This is a genomic window from Methylotenera sp. E1MeOHC1, from assembly GCF_058745595.1.
The window spans coordinates 656,286-682,745 of the sequence record NZ_CP196025.1; the positions used below are offsets into that span (position 1 = coordinate 656,286).

Sequence of the window (26,460 nt, forward strand, 5' to 3'; positions counted from 1 at the left end):
TAATTTTTAGCGTCTAACAGTAACATCCGTGTTTATAATAGCAACTGCATTTGGGAGATTAGCTCAGCTGGTAGAGCAGCGGACTCTTAATCCGTTTGTCGCGAGTTCGATCCTCGCATCTCCTACCAAAATATACAAAATATATAAGGCTCCTAGCGGGTCTTTTTTATTTTGTACTTGTGTCGCTTAACCCGCTGCAATAGACACTTTTAAACTAAGCACAGACAGCACGTACCTGAGTGATGTCTGTATTACCATTTAAGATTTTGATAATCCCATCTTGTTTAAGCGTGTTCATGCCACCTGCTAGCGCCTCATGTGTAATCTCACTAACAAGTGCGCGTTTTTGAATCATCCGTTTTATGTCGGGTGTTACAGTCATTAACTCATACAAACCGATTCGTCCACGATAGCCAGTCTGGTTACAAGATTTGCAGCCCTTTGCTTTATACAAGGTGAATTTATGGTCCTTTGTGTATTGTTGCTTCCATTCTTGTAATGTGACGTTTGCATCACCATCAGTATTATCAACAAACTCTGCCGCGAGAGATTCCAACTCATTCTCAGTAGGATTGTAAGCTTCCTTACATTTTGGGCAGAGCGATTTTGCAAGACGTTGTGCCAATATAGCAAGCAAGGCATCAGCAAAGTTAAACGGATCCATTCCAAGATCTAACATACGCACTATACTTTCAGGGGCGCTGTTCGTGTGTAATGTCGATAGCACTAGATGGCCTGTTAAAGATGCTTCAATTCCAATTCTTGTTGTTTCTTCATCTCGCATTTCCCCAACCATAATGACATCTGGGTCAGCACGAAGAAAGCTTCTCATTGCCGCTGCAAAAGTAAGTCCTATTTTTGGATTTACCTGAACCTGCCTTAAGCCAGTTTGTGAAATCTCGATAGGATCTTCTGCCGTCCATATTTTACGTTCGGGAGTGTTGATATGCCCTAGAAGCGAATGCAGTGTTGTGGTTTTCCCTGAGCCTGTGGGGCCACATACTAGAATTAAACCATACGGGCGTTCGGATAAATTCTTAATTGTGTTATAAGCGTCTGGATTTAAGCCCAGTTTTTCCATTGGCAATGGTTTTGACGCGGCAAGTAAGCGCATCACAATATCTTCAAGGTTATTAGATGTAGGTATTGTTGCAACCCTTAGTTCAATTTTTGCTGGGCCATATTGCTGAAAATCTAATTTACCATCTTGAGGCTTGCGGCGTTCAGAAATATCTAGTTGCGCCATAATTTTTATACGTGATATCAAGGCATTACGGAAGTTTGCAGGAATTTCAAGATATGGCATAAGTGACCCATCTTTACGGAAGCGTACTTGCGTATTTTTCTTACCAGGGTAAGTTTCAATGTGAATGTCGGATACGCCGTCTTTGAATGCGTCTAGAATCATCTTGTTTACAAGTTGTACTAACGTATTGTCAGATTCCCCGATCGGCTCTGAGGCCACTTCTACGTTATGCGACTTTTCTTCACTGAATAGTTTGCTTGCCAGTGCATTAATGCCGGAGTCGGATGAAATGCTATCATTTAAATTGAATTCAATTGAACCATCGAACTGATCGTGGGAGTTGCTTAAATCATCTGTACCGTAATAGTCACCCGATCCATAATTGCTTTCTATTGCGGATAAAATATCTGCACGTGATGCCATGACTGACAGCACTTTCATCTGTGTTACAAAACGTAGCTCATCAATTGCTTTTGAATCCATTGGATCTTCAATGGCAGCGACCAGCATGCCATCATGGATGCACAATGGCATCAGCATTAACTTTCTTGCGAGCTGCTTATTGACTAATTTGATTGCATTTAGGTCAAAGTTGAATTTGCTCAAATTGACAAAGGGAATCCCCAACTTTTTGGAGAGTGTGCTTTTTAGCGTGTTGTCATCAACAATTCCCATGTCAATGATAATCTCACCAAGTTTTAATGAGCGATTCAGCTTTTGTTTAGCTAATGCTTCTGCTAGCTGCTCTTCGGTGAGTAGGTTAAGCTGTATGAGCGCTTCACCCAGTCTGAGTACTGGTCGTTGCTCTTGATGGATGATTGCTTGCCTGAGTTGCTCGGCTGACAGAATCTGGTTTTCATTTAAGTAGTCACCAATTCGTTTGGTGCGTAATTCCTGTTGGTATTGTAAAGCGCTTTCAACTTCAGTTGCTGTTGCAAGATTCTCATTGATTAATATTTCACCAATGTGCATACCAGTTTTGTAGCTTTTAATTGCGTGGTGTGGGATGAAATGCCGCTCTACTTTTTCATTGCCGGTAAGTGGGTAAATATACAAGCCAGCATCAGTGTTTACAGAACCAAAAGTTTCACCAGTCTTTGTTATGTCATTTGTAAATACCAGTTTATAGGGTTGCTTATCCGACAATTCAAACACATCTTGAGCACGAGCTTCAAGAAAGCTCTGTTCTCGAACTAAATTGATCGGCTTCAGTAACTGCAGATCTCTAATTTGGCTAAAGCTAATAATTTCGCTACTATTGCCCGTCACTGGCTGAAATAAAATACGGGACTCTGTTGGTGAGAATCTAATCAGGTAACCAGCCAACTCTTGTCCATCGCTCAAATGAACAAAGCAGGTCTCTTTTGGTGATTTTCCAGTACTAGTTGCAAATTTAAAGTAAGGCGGCTCCGGCCATTCAAGGCTGTTGCCGTTATATGCTGTATTTAAATTTACATTTTCCATGTATTGTTCTTAACTTTTAGTTAGATATTATTCTACCCATAGACTATATTATGAAATGTGAGTAAAGTCCAAATGCAATATTTTACGTCACTCGTCAAAATAACAGTTGTTTTGATGTGCTGATAGAAAATTAGTATTGGTTGTGTAGACTTTGCACTTTTTCAATGACTAATTATAGCGTATCGTTCAGCTCACTTATTACGCTTGGTACGTAATAGCTTAATTGCTTTTCATTTAGCATTTATTTTTGCCATTTAAAATAATCCATATGGTTACAAATAAAGATAAATTTTCATGGCTTAATAGCGTGTATCAGCTGTTGAGTATCAAGCCCGCACGGAGCGCCTTGATTGCGCTAGGCATTCCCTTGCTTGCTACCACAGTGCAGTGGTCGCTATGGGGCAGCATTTACCCATCCTCATGGTTTTTATATTGGCCATCTGTTTTCTTTTGCATCTATTTAGGCACCCTCAAAGAAGGCGTTGTTGCCACCTTTTTGTCCGCTGCTTGTGCATGGTGGTTTTTTGTACCGGAACAGTTTACGGTCATTAAGCAAAACTATGTGACTTATGCCGCCTTAATTATTTTCGTCAGTATTAATATTTTTGCATGCTATTTGTATGCATTGATGAAGCGATCTAGAACGAGATTAGATGCCAAATTGAGTAAGGTGAATGCCACACATAATCTTTTACTCACGGCTTTGGATGATGGTATTTTTATTGCACAAGATTATAAGTTTGTATTTTGTAATCCAGCGTTTCCAAAATTGCTTGGGTATAGCGCAACAGAGTTTATTAACTCTCCTTTTTATAAAGTAGTGGCACCAGAGTATTTGTCTGTTTGGACTGAGCGTTTTGAACAACGCATCGCCGGCACATCCAAGCCCATAAGCAATTACGAAGTGCAGTTTCAGCATCGTGATGGGCATTATGTGTGGATTGAGCTTCGTGCCAATGTGGCTGCCTATGGAGATAGGCCCGCGGTGATGGGCGTTGCGCGTGATATCACCGCCAGGAAAAAACAAGAAGAGCAGTTGCATTTAGCCTCAGCCATTTTTCAAAATACGCAAGAAGGGATTGCAGTTACTGATTTGGAGCGAAAGATTCTAGTCACGAATCCCGCGTTTAACTTGATTTCCGAGTATGGTGCGGAAGATTTGATAGGCCACCCCATTGATTTTTTGTATGTTGAAGACAAAAACAAAGATACATTGCACCAAATGGAGCTGGCTCTAAAGGTGACCGGAGCTTGGCAGGGTGAAGTATGGAAAAGACGCAAGGGCGGTGACATTTATCGTGAGTGGTTAGCGGTCAGTACTATTCGCAAAACTGACGGAGAACCATTTCAGCTTATCTATATTTGCCTGGATGTCAGCCGTATGCAGCATGTGGAAACTTATATGGAGCATTTGTCGCAGCATGACAGCTTGACTGATTTGCCTAACCGCTCATTATTGTATACACGTTTAAATCACAGTATTTCCATTGCAAAACGTGATCACAAAATATGTGCAGTGTTGTTTTTAGATTTAGACCGATTTAAGCCTATTAATGACGAGTATGGTCATGCTGTAGGTGATGAGGTGTTGATTGAGGTTGCTAAACGTATGCGTTCACGCATGCGTGATGTCGATACCGTGGCACGTTTAGGTGGCGATGAGTTTGTGGTGGTGATTGGGTCGATCGACTCCAGCATAGATGCGCTAAATGTCGCAGAAGAGTTGATTGCAACGATTGAGTCCCCTGTGACACTAGCATCAGGTGCGCAGGTGAGTGTGGGGGCTAGCATAGGCGTTAGCTTGTTTCCTAGCCATGCAGATAACGCTGCTGTGCTGCTGGAAAAAGCGGATATTGCACTTTATGAAGCAAAAAGAGCGGGGCGCGCACGCTGCGTTGTTTATGAAGTTGAGTCTTTGAATAAACAGTTACGTGCGCCTAGCAACTCAGCTGTCATCCATTAAAACCTATGTCATGTGTTAAGGCTGTGTTAAATATGCCGCATGTATCTGCTTTAGCTTGGTTTCAAACGCGTCAGCAGGTAGTGGCTGGCTAAACAAGTAACCTTGACACAGATTGCATTTATTCTGCTCTAAGAACTTGCGCTGGGTTTCTAATTCGACACCTTCTGCAATCACTTCAATGCCCAGATTGTTGGCCATGCCGATAATGGTTTGCACGACCACGGCATCTCTATTATTCATACACATATTCCGTATAAAAGACTGATCAATTTTTAGCTGATCCAACGGTAGCTTGGTTAAATAAGACAGGGATGAAAATCCGGTGCCAAAATCATCCATAGAAAAACGTACACCAAAGGTTTTGAGTGCCTGCATCTTCACTATAGCTTCTTCTACATTATCCAGTACTAGGCTTTCAGTAAGCTCTAGCTTGAGTTTGCCAGATTTTATTTGGTGACGGCTCAGCATTTCAATCACACGATCAACGAAACTTGGGTCATGAAATTGGCATGCGCTCACATTAACGGCAACTTGCAAATCTTGAGTTGCAGGATCACTTTCCCAACGTTTAATTTGCGCACATGCTGTTTCCATTACCCAGTGCCCAATTGGAATAATCAGGCCTGTTTCTTCTGTGAGTGGAATAAATTGCAACGGAGGTACTAAGCCTTTTTGAGGATGCTGCCAGCGAATGAGCGCCTCCGCACCATGCACATTGCCGGAGTGGTCAACTTGCATCTGATAGTAAAGCCTAAATTGATTCCTTTTGATTGCTAATCGCAAGTCACTCTCTAGGGCTGCGCGCGCTTCTAACACTGCTTGCATTGTGGGGTCATAAAAACGCTGGGTGTTACGCCCGGCATTTTTTGCCTGATACATGGCTATATCAGCTCTTTTCAGTACCTCATCTACCGTAAATTCTTGATTGTGAAATAGGCACACGCCAACACTGGTCGAGCTGTGATATAGATAACTATCTAAGTAGTAGGGCAGGTTAATTGTAGAAATTATTTTGGCACAAACTGTTTCTGCTTGCACCGCGGCTTGCGATGAATCCTCACTGAGGTCTTGTAATATGACCACAAACTCATCGCCACCTAACCTAGCTAACGTATCGCCTTCACGCATGCAGGTTTGTAATCGCCTAGCAACTTCTACCAGTAACAAGTCGCCTACACTATGGCCTTTGGTATCGTTTAGCGTTTTAAAATGGTCTAGGTCGATAAAGAGTAAAGCGCCATGGTTGTGATGCCTAGCACTCATGGCTAAAGTATGTTGTAGGCGATCAATCAGAAGCAGCCTGTTGGGTAAGTTGGTTAATAAATCATAGTAGGCCAAATGTTGGATTTTATCTTCGGCTTCTTTTCTTCTGGCAATGTCTTGCTGCAATATCTGGTTGGCTTCTTCTAGTTGCAGCGTTTTCTCTTCTAGCTTACGGATGAGTATCACGCTGTAATCTTGGAGCGTATCGCTATGGTCGTTATTCGTCGTACTGGAGGTGTTAGGAGTGGCTGCAACGCCTTTAGCTAGTACTTCAACAAACTTGGCCAAAAAGTCTTCAGGCTCGGATGGTTTAAGGATAAAAGCATCTGCACCAAGACTGAGAGCCAGCTTTTCATCTTCAGGCTCTGTATAGGTTGCGGTGTAAACAATGAACGGGATTTTTTTAAGCTTAGCATCACCTTTCCAGTGACGTAGTAGGGTGTAGCCATCCATGACAGGCATGAGCAGATCAGAGACGATTAGCTGTGGTGGTTTCTGACGTGCTTTGACTAGCGCCTCAGCGCCGTGGTGCGCGAGCTCAACGAGGTAACCATTACCAGTGAGCAGCGCCTGTAGGTAATAAAGGTTATCCTCCTTGTCATCTACAATCAGAATATGTGTCATAAACTTCCTTGGACAGCGAATCAAGCGGTTAGGTAAAGGGAAATCTCTGCTACAAATGTTTCAGGGTTGATTGGTTTCTCAATATACCCGTTACAGCCGGCGGCTAAGCATTTTTCACGGTCGCCAACCATAGCGTATGATGTGACAGCAATAATTGGTACTTGTTTTAATGACTCTATTTTTCGCAAGGCATTAGCCACAGCATAACCATCCATCATGGGTAGTTGAATATCCAACAGAATCAAGTCAGGTAATAATTCTTTTGTTAAATGAATGCCCGTGGCGCCATCCGCGGCTGTGACCACATTAAGGCCATGCGTTTCTAAAAGAAAAGTGGTTAAGTAACTATTCTGTTCATTATCTTCAATGAGTAGGACGGTTTTTTTCATGATTTGACCACACCCTCTATAGGCAGTAAAACAATAAATTTGCTGCCAGTTGACCACTCGCTAACGGCAGAGATTTGCCCGCCCATGAGTTCTAGTAAACGACGGCAGATGGCGAGCCCTAGCCCTGTGCCCTCATGCAAACGAGACAGCCCGCTATCTACTTGGCGAAATGGCTGAAATAGTAAATCCAGATCTTCAGGCTTGATGCCAATACCTGTATCGGTAACGCTTAGTTTTAAAAATGGAGCAGGGGTAGCGTCTATTGAGATTTTGAAATCACGGAGTAACTCTGCGGTAATGCTGACGCTGCCTTTATCTGTAAATTTGGCAGCATTGTTGAGTAAATTGATTAATATTTGTTCAAGCCGCCTGCGGTCACTATTGATGCTACCTAACTCTTGACTAATAGAGGTGTGAAGTAGCAATCCCTTCTTCTCTATCGTCGGTGTTAATAAATTAACTACTCGCTCTATGAGTGCTACCAGATCAAAAGCCTCGCACTTAACTTCTAACTGACCAGCTTCAATTTTAGAAATATCCAGCACATCATTAATTAACTCAAGTAAATGTCTGGCACTGCCTCTCACCATGCCAAGCTGCTTGGTTTGCTCAGCATTGAGCGGGCCTGCCATGCCTTGTAAAATAATGCCGGTAAATCCGATAATTGAGTTCAATGGCGTTCTTAGCTCATGCGACATGGTGGCTAGAAAAGCTGATTTGATTTTATCTGCGGCCTCTGCCCGAACGAGTGCGGTTTGTAACTCTTCAGTACGCTCTGTAACGCGCTTTTCTAAGCTTGCATTCAACTCGCGAATCTCTTGTTCGGCGAATAGTCTCTCGGTGATGTCATTACCAATGCTCAGTATTTCTACCACATGGCCTTGCGTATCTAGCACTACTTTGTTCGTCCATGAGATCCATACACTTTCACCATTGCTACGTATGTTCTCATTGATATTTTGTTCAAATACTTTTGTGTCTAAGCAGATCTGTTGCATCAGTTGTTGTAGGTCACGCCCGGCGCTATCTGTGTATGGAACAATGGTGCCAATCACATGCTTGCCAATGATTTCATCAGAAGCATACCCAAAAAAACGTTGCCCGAATGAATTAAGGAAGGTGATATAGCCTTGAGCGTTCCAGCGCAGAATAATGCTGTTTGCAGACTCCACAAGCTCACCATATTTTTGCTCGCTTTCATCGAGCCTAGACTCTACATTTTTACGTTCGCTAATGTCTATGCCCATGCCGACTAAGCAATCAGTGCCTTTGAAGGTAACATTTCTACCAGTAAATAAATAAGGTGTTTTTTTACCATCTTTAGATAGCAACGATGCCTCTACAAATGCTTGTCCTCGGGTAAATACCTCCGATATCTTATTGCTAATGACAGATTTTTCTTCAGGCGCAAAGAAATCTAACGGATGCATTTTTGTGATTTCTTTATTGGAGTAGCCAGAAACGGTTTGAAAGTTGCGATTCCAGCGTAAGAATTTTCCTTCGTGGTTATAGAAGTAGAGGATCCCTGGCATGCTTTCAATCATCATGTCTGAAAATAATGATTCGTTTTCAGCATTTAGTTCTGCTTGTTTACGCTTTTCCTCGCGCTCTAGGTTTTCTAAAGAAAAAGAAATATTGCCTACGGCCTCTGCCAATAATGAAATTTCTTTATCATGGAAAAACATAGTCTGGTTAGTGTAAACACTAAGAATGCCACTTACTTTGTCTTTTGTTTGAATCGGAAAGGCAGCTGATGCACGAAACCCGAGACGGACTAAATCATCACACCAAACCTGCATGGCGTGGTCTTCCAGCATGTTGTTGCAGATACAGGGCTCACCGGAGCGAAGCGCTAAGTTAATGGGTCGTTTGACTGCTCGCTTATCGTCCGCATAAATTTTGATATTGTTAAAGTAATTGGAATGCTCACCCCAAGATGCTACCGGAGTTAATTGGTGGGTTTTAGCATCGTGCCAGCCTATCCAGGCCATATGAAAGCCACCTTCATCCACCAGAGTCTGACACACTCTTTTAAATAATTCTTCTCGAGTAGGTAGCCAAATGATGGCCTGATTGATTTTAGTGAGCGCAGCATAAAGCCGGGATAGTTGAGAAATTTCCCGTTGCTGTTCTTTCAGCACCGTAATGTCTCGTATCAAACCCAGCAGGTTGCCATCTGGCATGGTGGTTGCCATGATCTCCGCACTGAAAATAGAGCCATCTTTACGCCGTAATTGCCACTCTCGCATGTAACCAGATTTTGTTTGAATAGTATCTAGCGCGGATTGGATGTGAGGAACCTCACTCTGAATAACAATGTCAGTAGCGTGTAGTCCAACCAGCTCATCACGGGTATAGCCTAACATATTGCAGATGCTGGGGTTGGCATCCAGATAATAGCTTTGCGCGTCGGCAATAAGGATGCCGTCGGGCGCATATTCAAAGAGTGCCCGATACCTCGCTTCACCAATCTGGCGCTCTGATTGGTTAGTCGTTTCTCCGATGGATTGATTCTTAACACTATGTTTTGTCAAGATATTTCACTCTTTAGAGTTTTTTGTTTTTCAATTTTATAATCATTAAGAAAATAAAACCGCTTACTGTTAATAATCTACACGTAATTTAATTTAAGTGAAATATAAAAACAGTATATATGCTTAATTATTATTCAATATTTTCCATAGAGAAATGATATTAAGTGGGTTTTATCTGCATTAAACATGCAGTGAACCATAAGAAATAGCAACACTCGAATAGTTAATACAAATAACTTAAATATAAACAATAAAACTCACTACCAGATATTAAATAAATTTATCCATAATGATGGTGTGGTGAGTGAATAATTAAGCGTAGCCTGTATATACATTTTGCACATATTTGGTGCATTATGTATACTGTAATAGGTTGAATATTTTGATATTTTGTACGTTCTAATGTAATTGAGGCTATTGTAGCTGTAAGTTTTGGTGCTTTCAGAAAGGGGAGTTTTCTATTCTAAATTACCGAAAACAGATTCTACTGCCACCGATTGTTGCATCGATCATACTGTTGATTGCAATGTCATGGGTCTTTTTTAGCGCGCAGAGCTTGTTGGTGCTAAGTGATCGCAAGGTAAAAGTTGCAGACACACGCTATGAAGTAGTCAAACTCATGAATACCATTGTGAATGCCGAAACCGGGTTGCGAGGTTATCTTCTCACCGGTAGTGTGCAGTTTCTTGAGCCTTATAATCGCTCAGCTAAAGATACGGCTTTGTTGTTTTCTGAAATTAAAAGCCGTGAAAAAGACTTCAAAGAATTTACCCCTATACTGATTAAGCTCGATAAGCTGATTCAGGAAAAATTCAGCACAATCGAATCTACACTCCATGTTCAGCTCACGGCAGGGTCATATTCTCCGCATTTAAAATTTTCGACAGGCGCTAGCAAGGTGCTTACGGACGAAATTGCTGATGAAGTGAATAAGCTTGATAAGATTTTGCGTGATGAAAATGACCGCATTGGGGCAACGCTGTCAATCACCATTAATCGCTTGAAACTTGCCGCGCTGGTGGTTGTATTCTTAATTATTGGTATATTGCTGGTTAATTATAAAAGAACCATTGCTCTGTTTGAGCATGCATCCTCTAGTCAAGAGCTTGCTGAGGAGTTTGGCTACCTTGCCATGCATGATGCATTAACCCATTTACCTAATAGAAGAAATTTTGAGCAATATCTGAAAAGGTCTATTTCACAAGCGGGCCGAAGTAAGCAAAAAATTGGTTTGTTATATATGGATCTTGATGGGTTTAAGTTAATCAATGACCAATATGGACATGATGCGGGTGATGATGCCTTGATTGGTGCAGTGACTAAAATCAATCACGTGCTACGTGATACTGATTTTATTGCGAGGGTAGGGGGCGATGAGTTTGCGCTGGTTGCGCATAATTTTAATGATGCTAGTGAGCTGTTAATTCTTGCTAATCGCATTATTCAAGCGCTTAAAGAACCAGTAATCTCGATAGCAGGAACGGATGTTTTTATGGGTATCAGCATAGGTATTGCTATTTACCCTGACCAAGTGAAAAACATTAAGACTTTAATTTCCGCCGCAGATGAAGCGATGTATAAAGCAAAAGCGACAGGTAAAAATCAGGCGGTTTTCCATTAATCGTAGTTTTTGATAAAACATTCTTAATATGTTTTATTTTTCAATCCAAGCCGCTTTGGCTTTCAGATGCTGCACTAGCAGCATTTTATTTTATAATATTTTGGTACTGTCCCCGTTATTTTAAAGATTAATTTATTATTAATATTCAATTAATTATTTAAGTATTATAAAGTAAAACTTTAATTATATTGTGGGTAGCCTTATAGATATAAGCGTTGCCATGGTATGTGTTTAATGTGGATTCACATAACCTTGCCAAGTAAAAGTTTATTTAGCAGCTACAATACTGCATGTGCCTATATGGCACTGAGCAACGCGAATATTGATAACTCCTAACATTCATTATAAAAACGATGACTTCCTATGGGCACTTCTAATTTTCTGATTCAAACGATGATTTATTTATCATCAGCCATCCTGCTGGTGCCTTTCTTCAAAAGGCTAGGTTTAGGTTCAGTGCTGGGTTATCTAATAGCCGGGATATTAATAGGTCCTTACGCATTAAAGCTTATTCCTGACCCTGAGCATGTGCTGCATTTTGCTGAGTTTGGTGTAGTGCTTATGCTATTTCTGATTGGTTTAGAGCTTGAGTCTCAAAAGGTTTGGGAACTGCGAAAGATATTATTCGGGCTAGGCGGGTTACAAGTCGTTGGCACATTAGGGCTAGTAGCAATCGTTGCGCATATGATGAATTTTTCATGGCCTGTAGCTATTGTGATTGGTATGGGCGTGGCGATGTCGTCTACTGCAATTGGGCTCACTGCACTTGCAGAGAAAAAACAGTTGAGCACACCTGGCGGGCAGGCATCATTTGCCACATTGCTGTTTCAGGATTTATCAGTCATTCCATTGTTTATGTTGCTGGCGTTTATTGCGCCAGATAGTGGTCAATCTGGTTTTGATGTTTGGGCAGTGGCGAAAGCATTGGCTGTAATTGCCGCCATCATTGTGGCTAGCAGAACCTTGCTTCGTCCTATTATGCGCATTGTGGCGCAGACTGAGATTCGTGAGATTTTCGTCGCATTCTCATTGCTCTTAGTCATCGGTGTGTCGTTAGCAATGCAATCTGTGGGCTTATCTATGGCGCTTGGTACATTTTTGGCCGGCGTGTTGTTAGCAGATTCTGAGTATCGCTATGAACTTAGGCTGGATATCGAGCCGGTAAAAGGCTTGCTATTAGGTTTGTTTTTTATCGCTGTTGGCATGTCTGTAGATTTATCGTTATTGGCGAACTCACCATTGATGATTTTCGGGTTAGCCTTCCTGATCGTAATGGTCAAGATGGCTATATTGCTAGGCCTTGCTTATGTATTTAAATACTCGTTGAGAGATGGCTTGTTATATGGTGCTGCGCTCTCGCAAATTGGTGAGTTTGCGTTTGTGATATTTGGCATCGCTTTCACGCAAAACACCATTCCGCGTGAGATTTACAATGTGCTCAATGCGATTGTGGCAGTTTCTATGCTTATCACCCCCATATTGCTATTGCTTTATGATCGATTTTTAACGCTGCAATGTGGTGAGCGTCCTAAAGATAATATTGAGGAAAACAATAACGTTATCATTGCTGGTTTTGGGCGCTTTGGGCAAATCGTTGGCAGGGTGCTACTGGCTAAAGGCATTACGGCAACTTTAATTGATAATGACCCGAATCAGGTTGATCTGATGCGCAAGTTTAAATGGCGTTGTTATTATGGCGATGCATCCAGGTTAGATTTGCTAGAGGAGGCCGGTATCGCCACAGCAAAGTTATTGGTGATTTCTGTGAATGACCCGGTGGCTGCACTCAATATCGGTAAGCTGGTAAGGGAGCGATGGCCTAACCTTGCTGTTGTTACAAGAGCGCGCAGCAGAACCGATGCTTTTGATTTGCTTGATATAGGGCTGGATCCTATACGCGAGACTTTTTACTCATCATTAGCTGCGGCCAAGCAAGCTTTGTTGGCACTGGGTGAAACGCCAGCCTCTGCCGCAAAAATCATTAAACACTTTGAGCGCCATGATATAGAGCAGCTTGAAGCAGCCAGAGCCATTAAACACGATATGAATGCATTAATGAATATCTCTGAAAAAGGGCGCCAGGATCTTAAAGATTTGCTCGCACTTGAGTTGGACGAGTCAGTCAAATCTGAGAGCAGCTAATTTACGTTAAATCACATCCCAAGTGGAGGGAAGGGCGGAAGTTAAATGACTGATGAAGGTTTTTACCTTTAATGTCATGGCGTGGTGGTCACGAAAGCAGGCATAAAACTCCAGTGGTTCATTATCAGCATGCATAATTGAAGGGTTTGTTTTATCTTGTTGGAATAACGAGGTTAACTTCCCGCTTTTGATCAGCGGATTAGCAATAAATGCAGCAAGCCTTGCGATGCCTGCGCCAGCAATAGCTAGTTCAGCTAGTGAGTTGATGTCGTTACTGATAATGGTCGGTTTAAGCTCAGGCTCAAAGCGCAGCTCATCGCGCAAAAATCCCCAGTTCAATAACCGTCCGCTGGTGGGCATGCGAAACATTAGGCAGTCGTGTCGCTGTAAGTCCTCGGGTGTATGCGGCTCTCCCTTGCGATCAATATAAGTGGGAGACGCACAAAACAGCACAGGAATAGTGGCAATCCTTTTTGCAACCAAACCAAGCTCTAATTGCTGCTTGAATCGGATGCTGACATCAATATCTTCTTTAACGTGATCAATATTCTGGTCTGTAAGAATTAACTCAATCGATAGCTTGGGATACATGGCAGTAAATGACGGAATAATGGCGGAGAGTACGTGCCGACCAAATGCCGCAGACGTTGCTATTCTCAGCCGACCTTGGGGCTCACCTTGGAACTCTGTCACTAATGACTGTGCGTTTTCAATATCATTAATAACATGACGTACTTTTTCATAATAGATTGCACCGGCCTCAGTTAAGGCTAAGCTGCGGGTTGTCCGCGTCAGCAAACGAGCATTCAGTGACGCTTCAAGCCTGATGATATTTTGGCTGGCAGCTGCTGGGGTAATGCCTTGCATACGCGCCGCAGCTGCAATGCTCCCGCCCTCTATGGCTTTAACAAAACTTTCAATGCTTCTTAGTGTATCCATATAACTATCGAGTTTGTGTAGTGATTCGATAGTTTATATTTAAACTGAGTGTAGTGTTAGTGCTCTATGCACAGATTTGGTTAGGAGTTACAGTGGCACCATAATCTTTAACTTCTAGGACAATCATGAAAATTCCTCACCGATATACCGGTTACGTGTTCGCATTTTTTATGGCTACGATCATGGCACTTTTGATGTGCACCATTATTGTGGCTGCTAATAGCGGTATTGGTGTTGGCTACTTGCAGCGTGTCATTCATGCCTATACATTGGCTATGCCATCTGCCTTTGTATGCATACTTTTTGTAAGGCCTATTGTGGTTAAACTCATGTCATGGGTTGTTGAAGCACAATAATCATTAGGTATTTTATTGGTGCCAGCAATCCCAAAAGCCAGCTCGGAAAATTTAATACCGTGTGGTGAGCGAGATTAACCAATCTGGTGATGCTTTTACAATTAAAACTTCGAATTGCTTATCTAATCCAAAAATAATAAGTAAGCCCACAAGCAATAAAATGATTCCAAGAATGCGTTTGCCAATTTTACCTGCGGTAAATAATTTATTTCTGACATTCATCATGACTTGCCTTGAAAGAGAACCTAATATGATGAGTGGTAAGCCAGCGCCTAGTCCAAATAAAGCCATCACCAATGTAACGTGAGGCAAGTTGGTACCTTGACTAGCTAAAGTGATGGTTGCGCCTAAAACAGGCCCTACGCATGGGCTCCATACAATACCTAACAGTAATCCTAAGATTAATTGACCATATAATGAGTCTGTAGATACTTTGTTTAATAAAGTATTCCCAGACCCACTAATGCCCGCAGTGATGCTTGCAAATTTTTCTTGTAATGTCCCGGAAAGTAATACAACACCAAATAAAATTAAAAGGATGGCAGCAACTGTTCTAAATACTTCTTGGTCGATGCCGATTGAAGCCCCAATGGTGGCAATGAAGACCCCAACTGCCGTGAATGAAATGGCTAATCCAATTGCTAGTGCATAGGGCCCATATTTATGCGTATTGAGTGCAGTCCCTACGATAATGGGGACAAGTGGTAATACACATGGGGATAAGATAGACAGTATCCCCGCAAGAAAACTTAGTCCATAAACACCAAAATGAGCAATCATGATTAGCAATCCTTATTATTTATCTAGAGTGATTTTTTAATTAACTTCTCTATGCTTGCTGATAAGGTATCTCCAGTGCTGCGTCCCATCTCTTTCGACCCTTTATAAACAACTAATGTACTTTGTTTACTCACATTAAATGTTTTTAAAGCTTCTTTTTGGTTATCAAAATCTACACGAAATACGTATATAGATTGATACTCTTTCTTTTTGAGTAACGTATCAACAACAGGCGCTTGAGCACGGCAAGTAGGGCACCATGGTGCATAAACTTCAACTAATATCGATTTACCTGCTGCCTGTAATTGATTAAAACGGGATTGGCTGAATGCGGTAGGTTCTGCAAAAGCAGTCCCAGCAATAAGCAAGCTAGATACTAGCAGTAAGGACTTTAATAAACTTTTCATGAAAAACTCCGAATATAGAATGTGCTAGTTAGTCGCATGCGCAGATGCTTCCTTACAGGTTTTGCTGAAAAATTTCAGGGCGACACTATCGCCAAAAAGTTTTTTGTAAGAGATGTCAGACTATGGCTGTGATGGCACAGTTAAATGTTGTAGGTACAACACCAAAACCGATACAGATTTACCATCAAGTGTCCGTGCTTTTGTTAAGGCTATTGGAGAGTGTTGGTAAATGCTAACCCAACCACCAAGTTTGGTACGATAAGGCGCGCTCTTAAAGTCAGACGTTACATCATGCTTTAAGCTGAAATTATTCACTTTGATTAGGTTACTTTAAAAATAATCTAATGTTTGAGGTAAATCTAGAAATTAGTGGGAACCTAATATTTTTCTGATATGATTAATAAAATGTAAGTATTTGTAACAGATTGTTTGGTAATTGGTGTCCAACGGCGGATTGCTGTACTAAACAAGTAACGCAGAATATTAGAGCCAACGTAGGCTCGAATTTTATAAGAGGTTCAAGACAAAGGCGTCTTGATAATTGACTATTCTTTTTAAAGAGTTGGTCGGTTGTCATGCGCCTTTTTTTTCGTCCAAATTTTGTGTCAGTAATGATTCTCGGTTGCTGTTTGATGTTGGTTGTGTATAAAGGTAATAAAGATGAGCTATTACAAAGGTTTTGAAGTAGATGATCGTTTGTATGGAGTGATTCGACATATGAATGGCGTTGAAAACTATCGTGATGATTTACAGAAGCAGCAGGTAGCGTGGGATTATTTATCAGTATTAGGGCAACTCGCAAAGTTGGATACTGAGCTATCTCAAACACGCAAAGAGTTTACACAGTTGACGGGAACCTTACTTAATCAATTAGGGTTGGAGTTATTGAATAAGTCGGTACGTCAATATGCGTTTAAGGCGCAGGTGGCGATTAATATCATGATTCGTAATCTATTTGAGCGTACGGCTGATATTGGCTTTATTGCAACGGACGATGATGTTTGTGCATACCTGAAGCTGCTTGAGTCTGAGCCTACATCTGATATTTTGAGTGAAAAGCGCCAGTATTTATTAGACCGATTTGAGCAGTATGTTGCCAAATATTCTGTTTATCACAATATTATCCTGTTAGATACGCAGGGCAATGTGGTGCTGCAGTTAGACCAGCGTAATCCAGTAACGCAATCTAAAGACCCTTTGATTATGGAGTCTTTACATACAGAAAACACCTATGTAGAGAACTTTAGGTATAGCGATTTATTACCTAATGAGCAAAATAGTTTAATTTACTCCTATCGCGTTGTATCGCCTGATGACGGTCATGCTTTAGGAGTGATATGCCTCTGCTTTAAATTCAAAAATGAGTGTGATGGCATTTTTGCTGATTTGTTAAGTAATGATCAATTAGCCATTGTTGCCTTACTCAATCAAGAGGGTAGGGTCATTGCAAGTAGCTCTGATAAATTGGCTTTAAACACAAGGTTTAAACCGGACTTAAATCAAGACTACAGCTTAGTGAACTATGAAGGAATTGAGTACTTTTGCTGTGCACGACAGACTGATGGTTTTCAAGGCTATCATGGCTCAGGCTGGCTGGGGTTTGTGATGGTTCCGCTTAGAAAGGTATTTAGCCCGCAGTCTAATGTGGCAATTGACTTACCGGCTGCCTTGCTAGACTCTGTGATGCAAGGTGCATTATTTAATGCGGAGATTAAAAGCATCCCTCTCAGCGCAAGTCAAATTCAACGTGAACTGAATCGATTGGTGTGGAACGGAAACGTACAGCAAGCGACTGACAAAAGCAGCAGTGATGCAGTTGTGTCCAAAGTACTGCTTAGTGAGATTAAGCACACCGGTGTGTTGACCAAGCATATATTTGAGAACTCAATTGCAGATATTCAAAAAACCGTAATTGCATCTGTACTGCAAGACAGCATGAATATGGCCGCACTTGCCATTGATATTATGGATCGCAACTTATACGAACGTGCTAATGACTGCCGCTGGTGGGCACTCACCACAACGTTTAGAAGCCTGATGAGTAAGAGTGCGCTACAAACACAAGATGTGAGCGAAATACAGTCTGTGCTGCATTATATTAATAGCCTGTATACCGTTTATAGCAATATCATCGTGTTTGATACGCAGGGTAAGGTGCTCGCAGTTTCTAACCAGCAAGAGCAACATTTGCAGGGACAGGTGCTGACGGAACCGTGGGTGCGGAAGGCATTGGCATTAAGAACAGCACAGGATTATGTAGTCTCTGACTTCGTTGCTACCCCTTTATATAACGCATTACCTAGCTATATTTACGCGACTGCTATCCATGCAATAGATGACGGCCAGGTACTAGGTGGAATTGGCATTGTGTTTGATGCCGCACCGCAGTTTTTGGCAATGTTGCAGGATGTACTGCCGCAGGATCAGGTGGCAATGCAGAAGGAAGAGCAGTTTGATTACAGCTTTGCGGTTTACACTGATGCGGATAAATCAGTGATTACCTCTACGCATAAGAGCTTTTCTGCCGGTGATTTGTTTGATATTAGTGATGATTTTTTTGCGCTGGAGAACGGGCAGTCTACGTGCAAAATAGTGACATTCCACCATAAAAACTATGCAGTCGGTTGCAGTAAGTCTGCTGGGTATCGTGAATATAAAGGCATTGCCGACCATTACCAGCAAGAGGTGTTTGCATTTGTGCTGATTTATCTGGGAGAGGAAACACAGGCGGTGCAACAGGTAGAGTCGCTCAAGCCCGCGTATGTGCAGCACGCTATACACAACAGTATTTACAACATGCAACTCGCTACATTTTATGTTGGGAATAATTGGCTGGCGCTTAGGGCGAGTCAGGTTGCAAGTGCGATTCAAGTAGGTACGCATTTGCCAGTTTCAGGTGGCGAGCAAGATATAGTAGCTGGTTACTTGATGTATAGAGGTAACTCACTGGCGCTTGTGCATACCTGTATGCTGTTGGGTGGTGCGAAGCCTGTGAATCAAAAAATTACGGAAGTCGTCGTGGTTAAAATCGATAGTGAGTATATTGGCCTGGTTGTAGATGCGTTAGGTGAAATGATGGATGTTCCAATGGAGCAGGTGCGCCCAGTAGGTGCTGAGATATCGGCTTACAATCAGGTGGTGAACGAACTGGTGTTATCTAGCTCGGAAGATCCACAAGCGCAGATGCTGCAAATTATTAATATTGAGCAGTTGCGTAGTTGCTTGCAAGAGACTGCTGAGGTTTAATTTTAATGTTTTCGCTAAGCTTATGTTAGATCAGCGCTGCTTCAAACACATGAATAGAAACAGGTTTACCAAGTAAATAGCCTTGGAAGTGTGTGCAGCCATTTTTGAGTAAATACGTGCGTTGGGCTTCTGTTTCTACCCCTTCGGCAATGGTTTCTAAGCCAAGGCTTTGTGCCATGGCAATAATGGTGCGAATAATCACTCGATTGCTTTCATCTACCGTAATGTCACGTACAAACGATTGGTCGATTTTTAATTGATTAAGCGGCAAACGCTTTAAATACTGGAGTGATGAGTAGCCTGTACCAAAGTCATCGAGTGAGAACCGAACGCCAATTGTTTGTAGTCTGCTCATGATGCTAATCGTGTCTTCAATCGAGTTAAGCAGCATACTTTCCGTAATCTCAAGTTTGAGTAAATTAGGATTTATTGCATACTTGTTTATGGTGTTTTGTACGGTAGAAGTGAAGTCTACTTGATGCAGCTGCTTGGCGCTTACATTCACAGATAATACTAAATCCTGAGTGCGCGTGTTTTGCTGCCATTGTTTGAGTTGTGAGCAGGCTGTATCAAGTACCCATGAGCCAATCGGGATAATTAAATCAGTTTCTTCTGCTAGCGGGATAAATTTGGCAGGCGAAATTAACCCAAGCTCCGGGTGTGGCCAGCGGATAAGTGCTTCAGCGCCTATGGCTTGCCCGTGGCTATCCAGTTGTATTTGGTAATACAGCTGGAATTGTTGCTCATTGATGGCAATATTTAAATCGCGCTCAAGTTCAACACGTGCATTAATACTGGTTTGCATTTCCGGGTCAAAGAAACATAGCGCATTACGCCCAAGTTTTTTAGCTTGGTACATGGCAATATCAGCCTGTTTAAGCAATTCATCTTGCGATTGTTCATGATGGTGAAACAGCGCTGCGCCAATGCTGCACGTGATTTGGTATTCATACTCACCTAGGTTGTAAGGCTGACTTAATCGTTGCAAAATCTTTTCACCGATTAGCTTGGTTTTAGACGCAGCCTCATCTAGCTGTAGGCTTAAATCTTCTAAGGTAATCACAAACTCGTCGCCACCTAGCCTGGCTACGGTGTCACCTTCTCGCACGCAGCTATTTAATCTCTCTGCAACTTGTAGCAGCAACATGTCGCCAACCGCATGCCCGAGTGAGTCGTTAAGATTTTTAAAGTTATCTAAATCAATAAATAATAAAGCCCCTTTATTTTGGCTACGGGCACTTGAGGCTAGTGCATGACTTAAGCGGTCAGTGAATAAGCGTCGATTAGGTAAGTGTGTGAGTGGGTCGTAAAAGGCTAATACTTCTATTTCTTTTGCGGCAGCTTTGTTCGAGGTAATGTCTGCCATAGTCGCTACATAATTAGTAATCGTGCCATATTGGTCTTTTACTGCGGTAATTGTGAGATATTCTGGGTAAATATCACCATTTTTACGACGGTTCCATATTTCCCCGCTCCATGAACCTTTGTTGGCTATGCATTCCCACATGGCACTATAAAAGCTGGCATTATTCTTACCTGAACTCAGTATGCGAGGATTTTTGCCTATTATCTCTTCCGCACTGTAACCCGTAATTGCGGTAAAGGCATGATTGACGCGCAGAATGATATTGTTAGCATCCGTGACAATCATTCCCTCTTGTGCCTCAAATACATATGCGGAAATTTTTAGTTCATTTTCTATACTTTTGCGCTCGGTAATATTGTGGCTTATGCCAAGTACGCCAGTCACGTTACCTTGCTCATCATAGATTGCAGTTTTTGTGGTTTCCAGTAGTTCAGAATGACCATCATCGGCAAAAGTAATCCATTCTTCATTGATACACGGTACGCTACTTGCCATTGCCTTTCTATCGTTTTCTCTGAAAGAATCCGCAAGCGTGATGTCGACGAAATCGTAATCAGTTTTGCCAACAATATCAGACTCTTTTTTACCAAAGAACCTCTCAAAACGAGAGTTACAAGTGAGGTATATACCGTCAGGGCTTTTTAGCCAGACTAAATCTGGAATCGCAGTGAGTAGCCCTCTAAGGCGTGATTCGCTGTCCTGCAGCGCGTGTCTGGAGAGTTGGTGTTCGGTAGTATCTCTTAGCACGCCAATAATACGTGTGGGCTCTCCATCCTCATTGCGGGCGACTGCGACCCCTTGCTCAAGTATCCATTTGGTATTTCCGTGGTGATCAATAATGCGATGCTCACTGATATAAGTTTTTGTTTTATTGTTTAAATAATCGTGTACGCTTGAGAATACACACGGCTTATCTTCAGGGTGGATGTTGCTCTCCCAAGTGTCCATGTCATTATTGATGATGTCATTGCTTAAGCCATGAATCTCTGCCCATTTGCTTGAATAATATGTTTTATTGGTTTCCAGATTCCAATCCCAAACACCGTCACTTGTTCCCTCTATTGCAAATCGCCATCTATTTTCTGTTTCAATGCGTTTGGTCATTTCATCACGCAATGTTTTGAGTGTATAAAATAAAATGCCAATACCAATGAGCAAGCTAATCAGCATCACTATTTGCGCTATTCCTACTTTCAGCGATGCCAGCTTTTGACGCTCATTTGATCTGTTTTGCACGGCAATATCAAATGTGTGCAGCTTTGAAGTCAGTAAATTAGTGAGATGGTTGATATTGCCTTCAGTAATGATAGAAATACTAGGACCAACGATAACTAAGCCACCTTTAGTCGGCAATATAGACTCTGACTCATTAATGGACTCTCTAAAAATCTCTTCGACGCTCCTAATCTGGCGTTTCATTTCTATACTTTGCCCCGCCATTTTCTTGATCGTGGACAATGACTCAAACACATTAGAACGTATGGACTGTAAGTTTTCTAGCAGGCTAGGGGTTGGGTTGTGTAAATACTGAGTAATCAGGGATTTGTGGTCGTAAAATCCACTTTGTAGATTTTTAGATAGGTTAAGTAATTGGTAGGTTTGTTCTAGCGTATACGCGGAGATTTTGCTTTGTTCTGTACTCGTGAGCATTGCCGCAGAGGAAATGATTAACATGCCTAGCGATAGCATGATATTAAAAACAATAAATCTGGGGTGCTTGAATGAAAGCTTTAAGGATAGACTTTCATTCATCATATTGCCTGCCTTAGATAAATACAATATGGCTGACGTTGCTAGTTTTTCTGCTGGCATTGGGTGCAGTGCCTAAAATTCAAATAGTCTCATTACTGTGGCCCAGATTATTTTATTTTGCCTAGGCTTGGTTTGATGTAAGTCAAATCGATAGTGTTTAGCTGTTAATTAAGCGTGTGCCTTTTTATCTTTAGTATTTACAGCCAATTTATTACACTTTTTTGTGCTGGTAACATGCATAAAGTGACATATTAAGTGCCATTTGCAAATGCTTTCGTATGATTGTTAAAGTAGAACAGCATGGCATGATAAAATTTGCGCCTATGAATGTGAGTAAACCTGATAATTTAATTCCTGCTAATTTTGAACAAGCTTTACAAAGCTGCATGCTGGCCGATCGGCATGCGTTGCGCCGTAAAATGCAGGATATCAAAACGCTACAAAAACTTGCGGATGAAAAGTCACTAGCCAAAGCTCAGCGCATGGTCAATGAAGTCGTGCAAAAGATGCATGCTTCGCAGCAAAAGTATCAATTGCGTTTAACGCACTTGCCTAAGCCAGAGTATCCGCTAGAACTGCCAGTAAGCGGCAAACGTGATGAAATCGCTGCCGCAATCAGCAAACACCAAGTGGTGATTGTGTGCGGTGAAACCGGCTCAGGTAAAACCACACAGTTACCCAAAATTTGTTTAGAGCTCGGACGAGGGGTTTCCGGATTTATCGGCCATACCCAGCCGCGCCGCATTGCCGCAAGGTCAGTCGCTAGCCGTATTGCACAAGAGCTAAAAACGCCGTTGGGTGAAGCGGTGGGCTACAAGGTGCGCTTTAACGACAAGCTATCAGAATCTAGCTACGTTAAGTTGATGACAGATGGTATTTTGCTTGCGGAAACACAAGGTGATAAGTTTCTAAACGCTTACGACACCATTATCATCGATGAAGCGCATGAGCGCAGTTTAAACATCGACTTTTTATTGGGCTACCTTAAACAACTGCTATCTAAACGCCCTGATTTAAAAGTCATCGTCACTTCAGCCACCATTGATGCTGATCGTTTTTCGCAGCACTTTAACGGTGCTCCGGTGATTGAGGTTTCTGGTCGTACTTTCCCCGTGGAAATTCGCTATCGTCCATTAGGTGCAGCCGGTTTCCGCGCACGTGAAGTGGCTGAGGCTGAGAATGCACAGTTTGACTTAGATGACGACACTGTCTTTGGTATTGCGCGCAAAGCCAAAACAGAAGCGCGCTGGCTAGAGGAAGATGACGAAGAAGAGGCAATCGAAGAGGCTATTTTAGATGCGGCCGATGATTTATTGCGTCAAGGCGATGGCGATATCTTGGTATTTTTACCAGGTGAGCGCGAGATTCGTGATGTAGCAGACCATTTACGCAAATATCAAGGACGCTCCGCCAAGCTTAAGCACATAGAAGTACTGCCTTTGTTTGCTCGCCTGAGTATTGAAGACCAGCAGAAGATATTTAAAAGCCATAGCAGTCGGCGGATTGTGCTGGCAACCAATGTGGCCGAAACCTCGCTGACCGTGCCTGGCATCAAATACGTGATTGATGCGGGTCTAGCGCGGGTGAATCGCTATAGTACGCGTGCAAAAGTTGAACAGCTGCAAATCGAAAAGATTAGCCAAGCAGCTGCTAAACAGCGTGCAGGTCGCTGTGGCCGGGTTTCAAACGGTATTTGTGTGCGACTATATTCTGAGCAGGATTTTAATGGCCGTCCAGAGTTTACTGAACCAGAAATCTTACGCAGTTCGCTGGCCGCAGTCATTTTACGCATGGCAGCCCTGCGTTTGGGGGATGTAACGGATTTTCCGTTTATTGAGGCACCTTCATCACGTTTAATCGCTGATGGTTATTTGCTATTGCAAGAGCTTGGTGCCGTAGATGCACGTCGCCAGATTACAGAAACAGGCTTACAGTTAGCAAAACTGCCGCTGGACCCGCGTGTAGGACGCATGATTCTTGCCGCCAAACGTGAGCATTGCTTAAAAGAAATATTGATTATTGCAAGTGTACTCAGCATACAAGACCCACGTGAGCGCCCAATGGATAAGCGCGAGGCTGCTGATAATGCACATGCCAAGTTTGCGGGTGAGGGCTCAGACTTTATGAGCTATCTCAAACTGTGGGACTTCTTCGATAACGCACTCAAAACTAAAAAATCCAATAAAGACTTGCTCAATCAATGCCATAGCAACTTTTTATCATTCTTACGCTTGAAAGAGTGGCGTGAGTTACATGGCCAATTGTTAGATATCGTTTCAGAGATGGAATTTAAGCCGAATGAGCAAGAGGCCAATTTCGAGCAGATTCATAAAGCGCTGCTCGCTGGCTTATTAGGTAATATTGGCTTTAAAGACGGCGATAGTGACTCTTACGCGGGTGCGCGCGGCATTCGTTTTCATGTTGCACCAGGCTCTACGCTCAAGAAAACGCGCCCGAAATGGGTAATGGCTGCCGAGCTGGTAGATACCTCTAAACTGTATGCACGAGGGGTGGCAAAAATTGAGCCGGATTGGATAGAACCGCTAGCCAGAGGCCTTACCGACAGCCATTATTCTGACCCACGCTGGGATAGAAAAATGGGCATGGTCAACGCTTGGGAACGCGTAAGCCTGTATGGCCTCACCATTATTCCAAAACGCCGTGTGCATTATGGCCCGATTAACGCTGCAGAATCACGTGAGATATTTATACGTGAAGCGCTTGCGAACGGCGAGTTTGATACCAAAGCAGCATTTTTCACTGCTAATGAGCGCTTGATTGCTGAGGTTGAAGAGCTAGAACATAAAGCACGCCGCCAAGACGTATTAGTGGATGAACATAAACTTTTTGCTTTTTACGATGCCAAAATACCTGCTGATATTTTTAATGCCGCCAGTTTTGAAAAATGGCGAGCAGACGCTGAAAAAGTATCACCAAGGCTGTTGTACTTAACGCGTGATGATTTAATGCGCCATGGTGCAGATGCCATTACGGCCGTGCAATTTCCTGAGAAGGTCATGTTAGATGGTGTTGAAACTAATTTGAAGTATCGTTTTGAGCCTGGCCACGTGCTGGATGGTGTGACCGCAACGGTACCGCTCGCCTTATTGAATCAGTTAAATCCAGTGCAAACAGAGTGGCTAGTACCGGGCATGCTGCGCGAGAAAATCACGTATTTGATTAAAGCACTGCCTAAAACATTTAGGCGTGTGTGCGTGCCTGTGCCAGAGTTTGTGACCGGATTTTTGGATGACGTAAACGAGAGTTTCTCACAACCAATGCTAGACGCGCTAGCCTCTTACATACAGCGCAAAACCACGCTTAAAATTAGTAAAGAGGATTGGAACCTAAGCGACATACCGCCACACCATTTAATGAACTTTAGTGTGTTGGACGATGGTGGCAGGGAGCTAGCAATGGGGCGTGACTGGAACGCCCTGAAAAAACAGCTGGGCTCAGCCGCGCAGCTTACCTTTAGAAATACTTCACCAGATATTGAAAAAACTGGTTTAAAACAGTGGGATTTTGGTGATTTACCACAGACGCTAAGTTTTGAACGTGATGGCTTAAAAGTCACAGGTTACCCTGCGCTTGAAGATGCGCATGACAGTATCGCAGTTAAGCTGTTTGATACAGAGCGTGAGGCTGCACTTAGTCATCGCAAGGGTGTGTGTCGCCTGATGCGCTTTGAATTAAAAGAGCAGATGAAGCAGTTGGAAAAAAGCCTGCCTAACTTTAATCAATACGCGCTACTCTTGCGTAATGTGATGCAGGCAGATGATTTACGTGAGGACATGATTTTAGCGATAGCAGACCGTGCGTTTATTGGTGAAGATGATTTGCCGCGAACCAATGCAGAGTTTATGGTATTAAAACAGCGCGCCAGAACACGCTTGCCAGCTGTGACACAAGCGGTAGCAAGGCAAGCGCAGGCAATCGCAACTGAATACCAATTACTGGTGCAGAAGCAAGGCCAAATGGCAGCTGCCGCAAACAGACTAAAACGTGATTTAGACCAGCAAATTGGTTTGTTAGTGTACAAAGGCTGCTTTCATCAAACCCCTTGGGAGCAGTTGCAGCACATTCCACGCTATTTAAAAGCTCTAAGGCTGCGTATTGAGAAGCATCCGGCTAACCCTGACCGTGATGGTAAAAATGCAGCAAGCGTGGGCTTGGTTTGGCAAAAATGGCAAGATAAAGTCAATGCTTTGAATACTGCGCATTTAGATATCCCACAGCATTTGCAGGATTTTAGATGGTTAATTGAAGAACTGCGTGTGTCTTTGTTTGCGCAAGAGCTTAAAACACCGTTCCCCGTGTCGCTCAAGCGGCTTGAAAAAACTTGGGCTGACATGCGCTTTTAATCTC

General features: G+C 42.5%; 14 protein-coding genes and 1 tRNA gene. 7 read left to right on the forward strand and 8 right to left on the reverse strand.

Going from position 1 to position 26,460, the window contains the following annotated elements:
• Positions 1 to 52 precede the first annotated feature (52 nt).
• A tRNA-Lys gene (locus ACSSU7_RS02935) sits at positions 53 to 128 on the forward strand.
• 86 nt (positions 129 to 214) lie between these two features.
• Here ACSSU7_RS02935 and ACSSU7_RS02940 read toward each other — a convergent pair.
• Positions 215 to 2,710: a GspE/PulE family protein gene (locus ACSSU7_RS02940; RefSeq protein WP_492517243.1), complete on the reverse strand. Its 2,496-nt coding sequence runs from the start codon at positions 2,708 to 2,710 to the stop codon at positions 215 to 217.
• 268 nt (positions 2,711 to 2,978) lie between these two features.
• Between ACSSU7_RS02940 and ACSSU7_RS02945 the strand changes: the two genes are divergently transcribed.
• Positions 2,979 to 4,673, forward strand: a complete 1,695-nt coding sequence (locus tag ACSSU7_RS02945) for a diguanylate cyclase domain-containing protein (RefSeq protein ID WP_492517244.1) — start codon at positions 2,979 to 2,981, stop codon at positions 4,671 to 4,673.
• 15 nt (positions 4,674 to 4,688) lie between these two features.
• Here ACSSU7_RS02945 and ACSSU7_RS02950 read toward each other — a convergent pair whose 3' ends face one another.
• Genes ACSSU7_RS02950 through ACSSU7_RS02960 form a run of 3 tightly spaced genes read right to left on the reverse strand, consistent with a single transcriptional unit; the run spans position 4,689 to position 9,483 of the window.
• Positions 4,689 to 6,560, reverse strand: coding sequence for a two-component system response regulator (locus tag ACSSU7_RS02950; RefSeq protein WP_492517245.1), 1,872 nt, complete (start codon positions 6,558 to 6,560; stop codon positions 4,689 to 4,691).
• Between the two features lie 20 nt (positions 6,561 to 6,580).
• Positions 6,581 to 6,949, reverse strand: a complete 369-nt coding sequence (locus ACSSU7_RS02955) for a response regulator (protein WP_492517246.1) — start codon at positions 6,947 to 6,949, stop codon at positions 6,581 to 6,583.
• Positions 6,946 to 9,483 (reverse strand): sensor histidine kinase, encoded by a 2,538-nt coding sequence (locus ACSSU7_RS02960; protein WP_492517247.1) that lies wholly within the window; start codon positions 9,481 to 9,483, stop codon positions 6,946 to 6,948. Before ACSSU7_RS02960 ends, ACSSU7_RS02955 begins: the two co-directional genes overlap by 4 nt.
• Positions 9,484 to 10,009: 526 nt before the next feature.
• On the opposite strand from ACSSU7_RS02960, the gene ACSSU7_RS02965 reads away from it, so the two are divergent.
• On the forward strand, positions 10,010 to 11,104 hold the full coding sequence (locus ACSSU7_RS02965) for a CHASE3 domain-containing protein (protein ID WP_492517248.1): 1,095 nt from the start codon (positions 10,010 to 10,012) through the stop codon (positions 11,102 to 11,104).
• 363 nt (positions 11,105 to 11,467) lie between these two features.
• Entirely contained in the window at positions 11,468 to 13,246 is a 1,779-nt protein-coding gene (locus ACSSU7_RS02970) for a monovalent cation:proton antiporter-2 (CPA2) family protein (RefSeq protein WP_492517249.1), read from the forward strand.
• 6 nt (positions 13,247 to 13,252) lie between these two features.
• Here the strand turns inward: ACSSU7_RS02970 and ACSSU7_RS02975 are convergent, their stop codons facing one another.
• Positions 13,253 to 14,185, reverse strand: a complete 933-nt coding sequence (locus ACSSU7_RS02975; RefSeq protein WP_492517250.1) for a LysR family transcriptional regulator — start codon at positions 14,183 to 14,185, stop codon at positions 13,253 to 13,255.
• 125 nt (positions 14,186 to 14,310) lie between these two features.
• Here ACSSU7_RS02975 and ACSSU7_RS02980 point away from each other — a divergent pair, with 125 nt between their 5' ends.
• Positions 14,311 to 14,541: a DUF2798 domain-containing protein gene (locus ACSSU7_RS02980; RefSeq protein ID WP_492517251.1), complete on the forward strand. Its 231-nt coding sequence runs from the start codon at positions 14,311 to 14,313 to the stop codon at positions 14,539 to 14,541.
• 51 nt (positions 14,542 to 14,592) lie between these two features.
• On the opposite strand, the gene ACSSU7_RS02985 is transcribed toward ACSSU7_RS02980, so the two are convergent.
• Both ACSSU7_RS02985 and ACSSU7_RS02990 read right to left on the reverse strand, forming a co-directional pair.
• Positions 14,593 to 15,321 carry a cytochrome c biogenesis CcdA family protein gene (locus tag ACSSU7_RS02985; RefSeq protein WP_492517252.1) on the reverse strand — a complete coding sequence of 243 codons (729 nt, stop codon included), beginning with the start codon at positions 15,319 to 15,321 and terminating at the stop codon, positions 14,593 to 14,595.
• Between the two features lie 23 nt (positions 15,322 to 15,344).
• Positions 15,345 to 15,728 carry a thioredoxin family protein gene (locus ACSSU7_RS02990; RefSeq protein WP_492517253.1) on the reverse strand — a complete coding sequence of 128 codons (384 nt, stop codon included), beginning with the start codon at positions 15,726 to 15,728 and terminating at the stop codon, positions 15,345 to 15,347.
• Between the two features lie 660 nt (positions 15,729 to 16,388).
• Here ACSSU7_RS02990 and ACSSU7_RS02995 point away from each other — a divergent pair.
• On the forward strand, positions 16,389 to 18,974 hold the full coding sequence (locus ACSSU7_RS02995; protein ID WP_492517254.1) for a chemotaxis protein CheW: 2,586 nt from the start codon (positions 16,389 to 16,391) through the stop codon (positions 18,972 to 18,974).
• 25 nt (positions 18,975 to 18,999) lie between these two features.
• On the opposite strand, the gene ACSSU7_RS03000 is transcribed toward ACSSU7_RS02995, so the two are convergent.
• Positions 19,000 to 22,152, reverse strand: coding sequence for an EAL domain-containing protein (locus tag ACSSU7_RS03000; RefSeq protein WP_492517255.1), 3,153 nt, complete (start codon positions 22,150 to 22,152; stop codon positions 19,000 to 19,002).
• Positions 22,153 to 22,370: 218 nt separating this feature from the next.
• On the opposite strand from ACSSU7_RS03000, the gene hrpA reads away from it, so the two are divergent.
• The gene (gene hrpA / locus ACSSU7_RS03005; RefSeq protein ID WP_492517256.1) at positions 22,371 to 26,456 is read left to right on the forward strand and encodes an ATP-dependent RNA helicase HrpA; all 4,086 of its coding nucleotides are present in this window, start codon (positions 22,371 to 22,373) and stop codon (positions 26,454 to 26,456) included.
• Positions 26,457 to 26,460 lie beyond the last annotated feature (4 nt).

What these genes read in the sequence shown, in the direction of transcription:
- ACSSU7_RS02955 (WP_492517246.1), bottom strand. Translation starts at nt 6,949, where the DNA reads ATGAAAAAAACCGTCCTACTCATTGAAGATAATGAACAGAATAGTTAC.
- ACSSU7_RS02965 (WP_492517248.1), top strand. Translation starts at nt 10,010, where the DNA reads ATGTCATGGGTCTTTTTTAGCGCGCAGAGCTTGTTGGTGCTAAGTGAT.
- ACSSU7_RS02940 (WP_492517243.1), bottom strand. Translation starts at nt 2,710, where the DNA reads ATGGAAAATGTAAATTTAAATACAGCATATAACGGCAACAGCCTTGAA.
- ACSSU7_RS03000 (WP_492517255.1), bottom strand. Translation starts at nt 22,152, where the DNA reads ATGCCAGCAGAAAAACTAGCAACGTCAGCCATATTGTATTTATCTAAG.
- ACSSU7_RS02985 (WP_492517252.1), bottom strand. Translation starts at nt 15,321, where the DNA reads ATGATTGCTCATTTTGGTGTTTATGGACTAAGTTTTCTTGCGGGGATA.
- ACSSU7_RS02945 (WP_492517244.1), top strand. Translation starts at nt 2,979, where the DNA reads ATGGTTACAAATAAAGATAAATTTTCATGGCTTAATAGCGTGTATCAG.
- ACSSU7_RS02980 (WP_492517251.1), top strand. Translation starts at nt 14,311, where the DNA reads ATGAAAATTCCTCACCGATATACCGGTTACGTGTTCGCATTTTTTATG.
- hrpA (WP_492517256.1), top strand. Translation starts at nt 22,371, where the DNA reads ATGATTGTTAAAGTAGAACAGCATGGCATGATAAAATTTGCGCCTATG.
- ACSSU7_RS02990 (WP_492517253.1), bottom strand. Translation starts at nt 15,728, where the DNA reads ATGAAAAGTTTATTAAAGTCCTTACTGCTAGTATCTAGCTTGCTTATT.
- ACSSU7_RS02975 (WP_492517250.1), bottom strand. Translation starts at nt 14,185, where the DNA reads ATGGATACACTAAGAAGCATTGAAAGTTTTGTTAAAGCCATAGAGGGC.
- ACSSU7_RS02950 (WP_492517245.1), bottom strand. Translation starts at nt 6,560, where the DNA reads ATGACACATATTCTGATTGTAGATGACAAGGAGGATAACCTTTATTAC.
- ACSSU7_RS02995 (WP_492517254.1), top strand. Translation starts at nt 16,389, where the DNA reads ATGAGCTATTACAAAGGTTTTGAAGTAGATGATCGTTTGTATGGAGTG.
- ACSSU7_RS02970 (WP_492517249.1), top strand. Translation starts at nt 11,468, where the DNA reads ATGGGCACTTCTAATTTTCTGATTCAAACGATGATTTATTTATCATCA.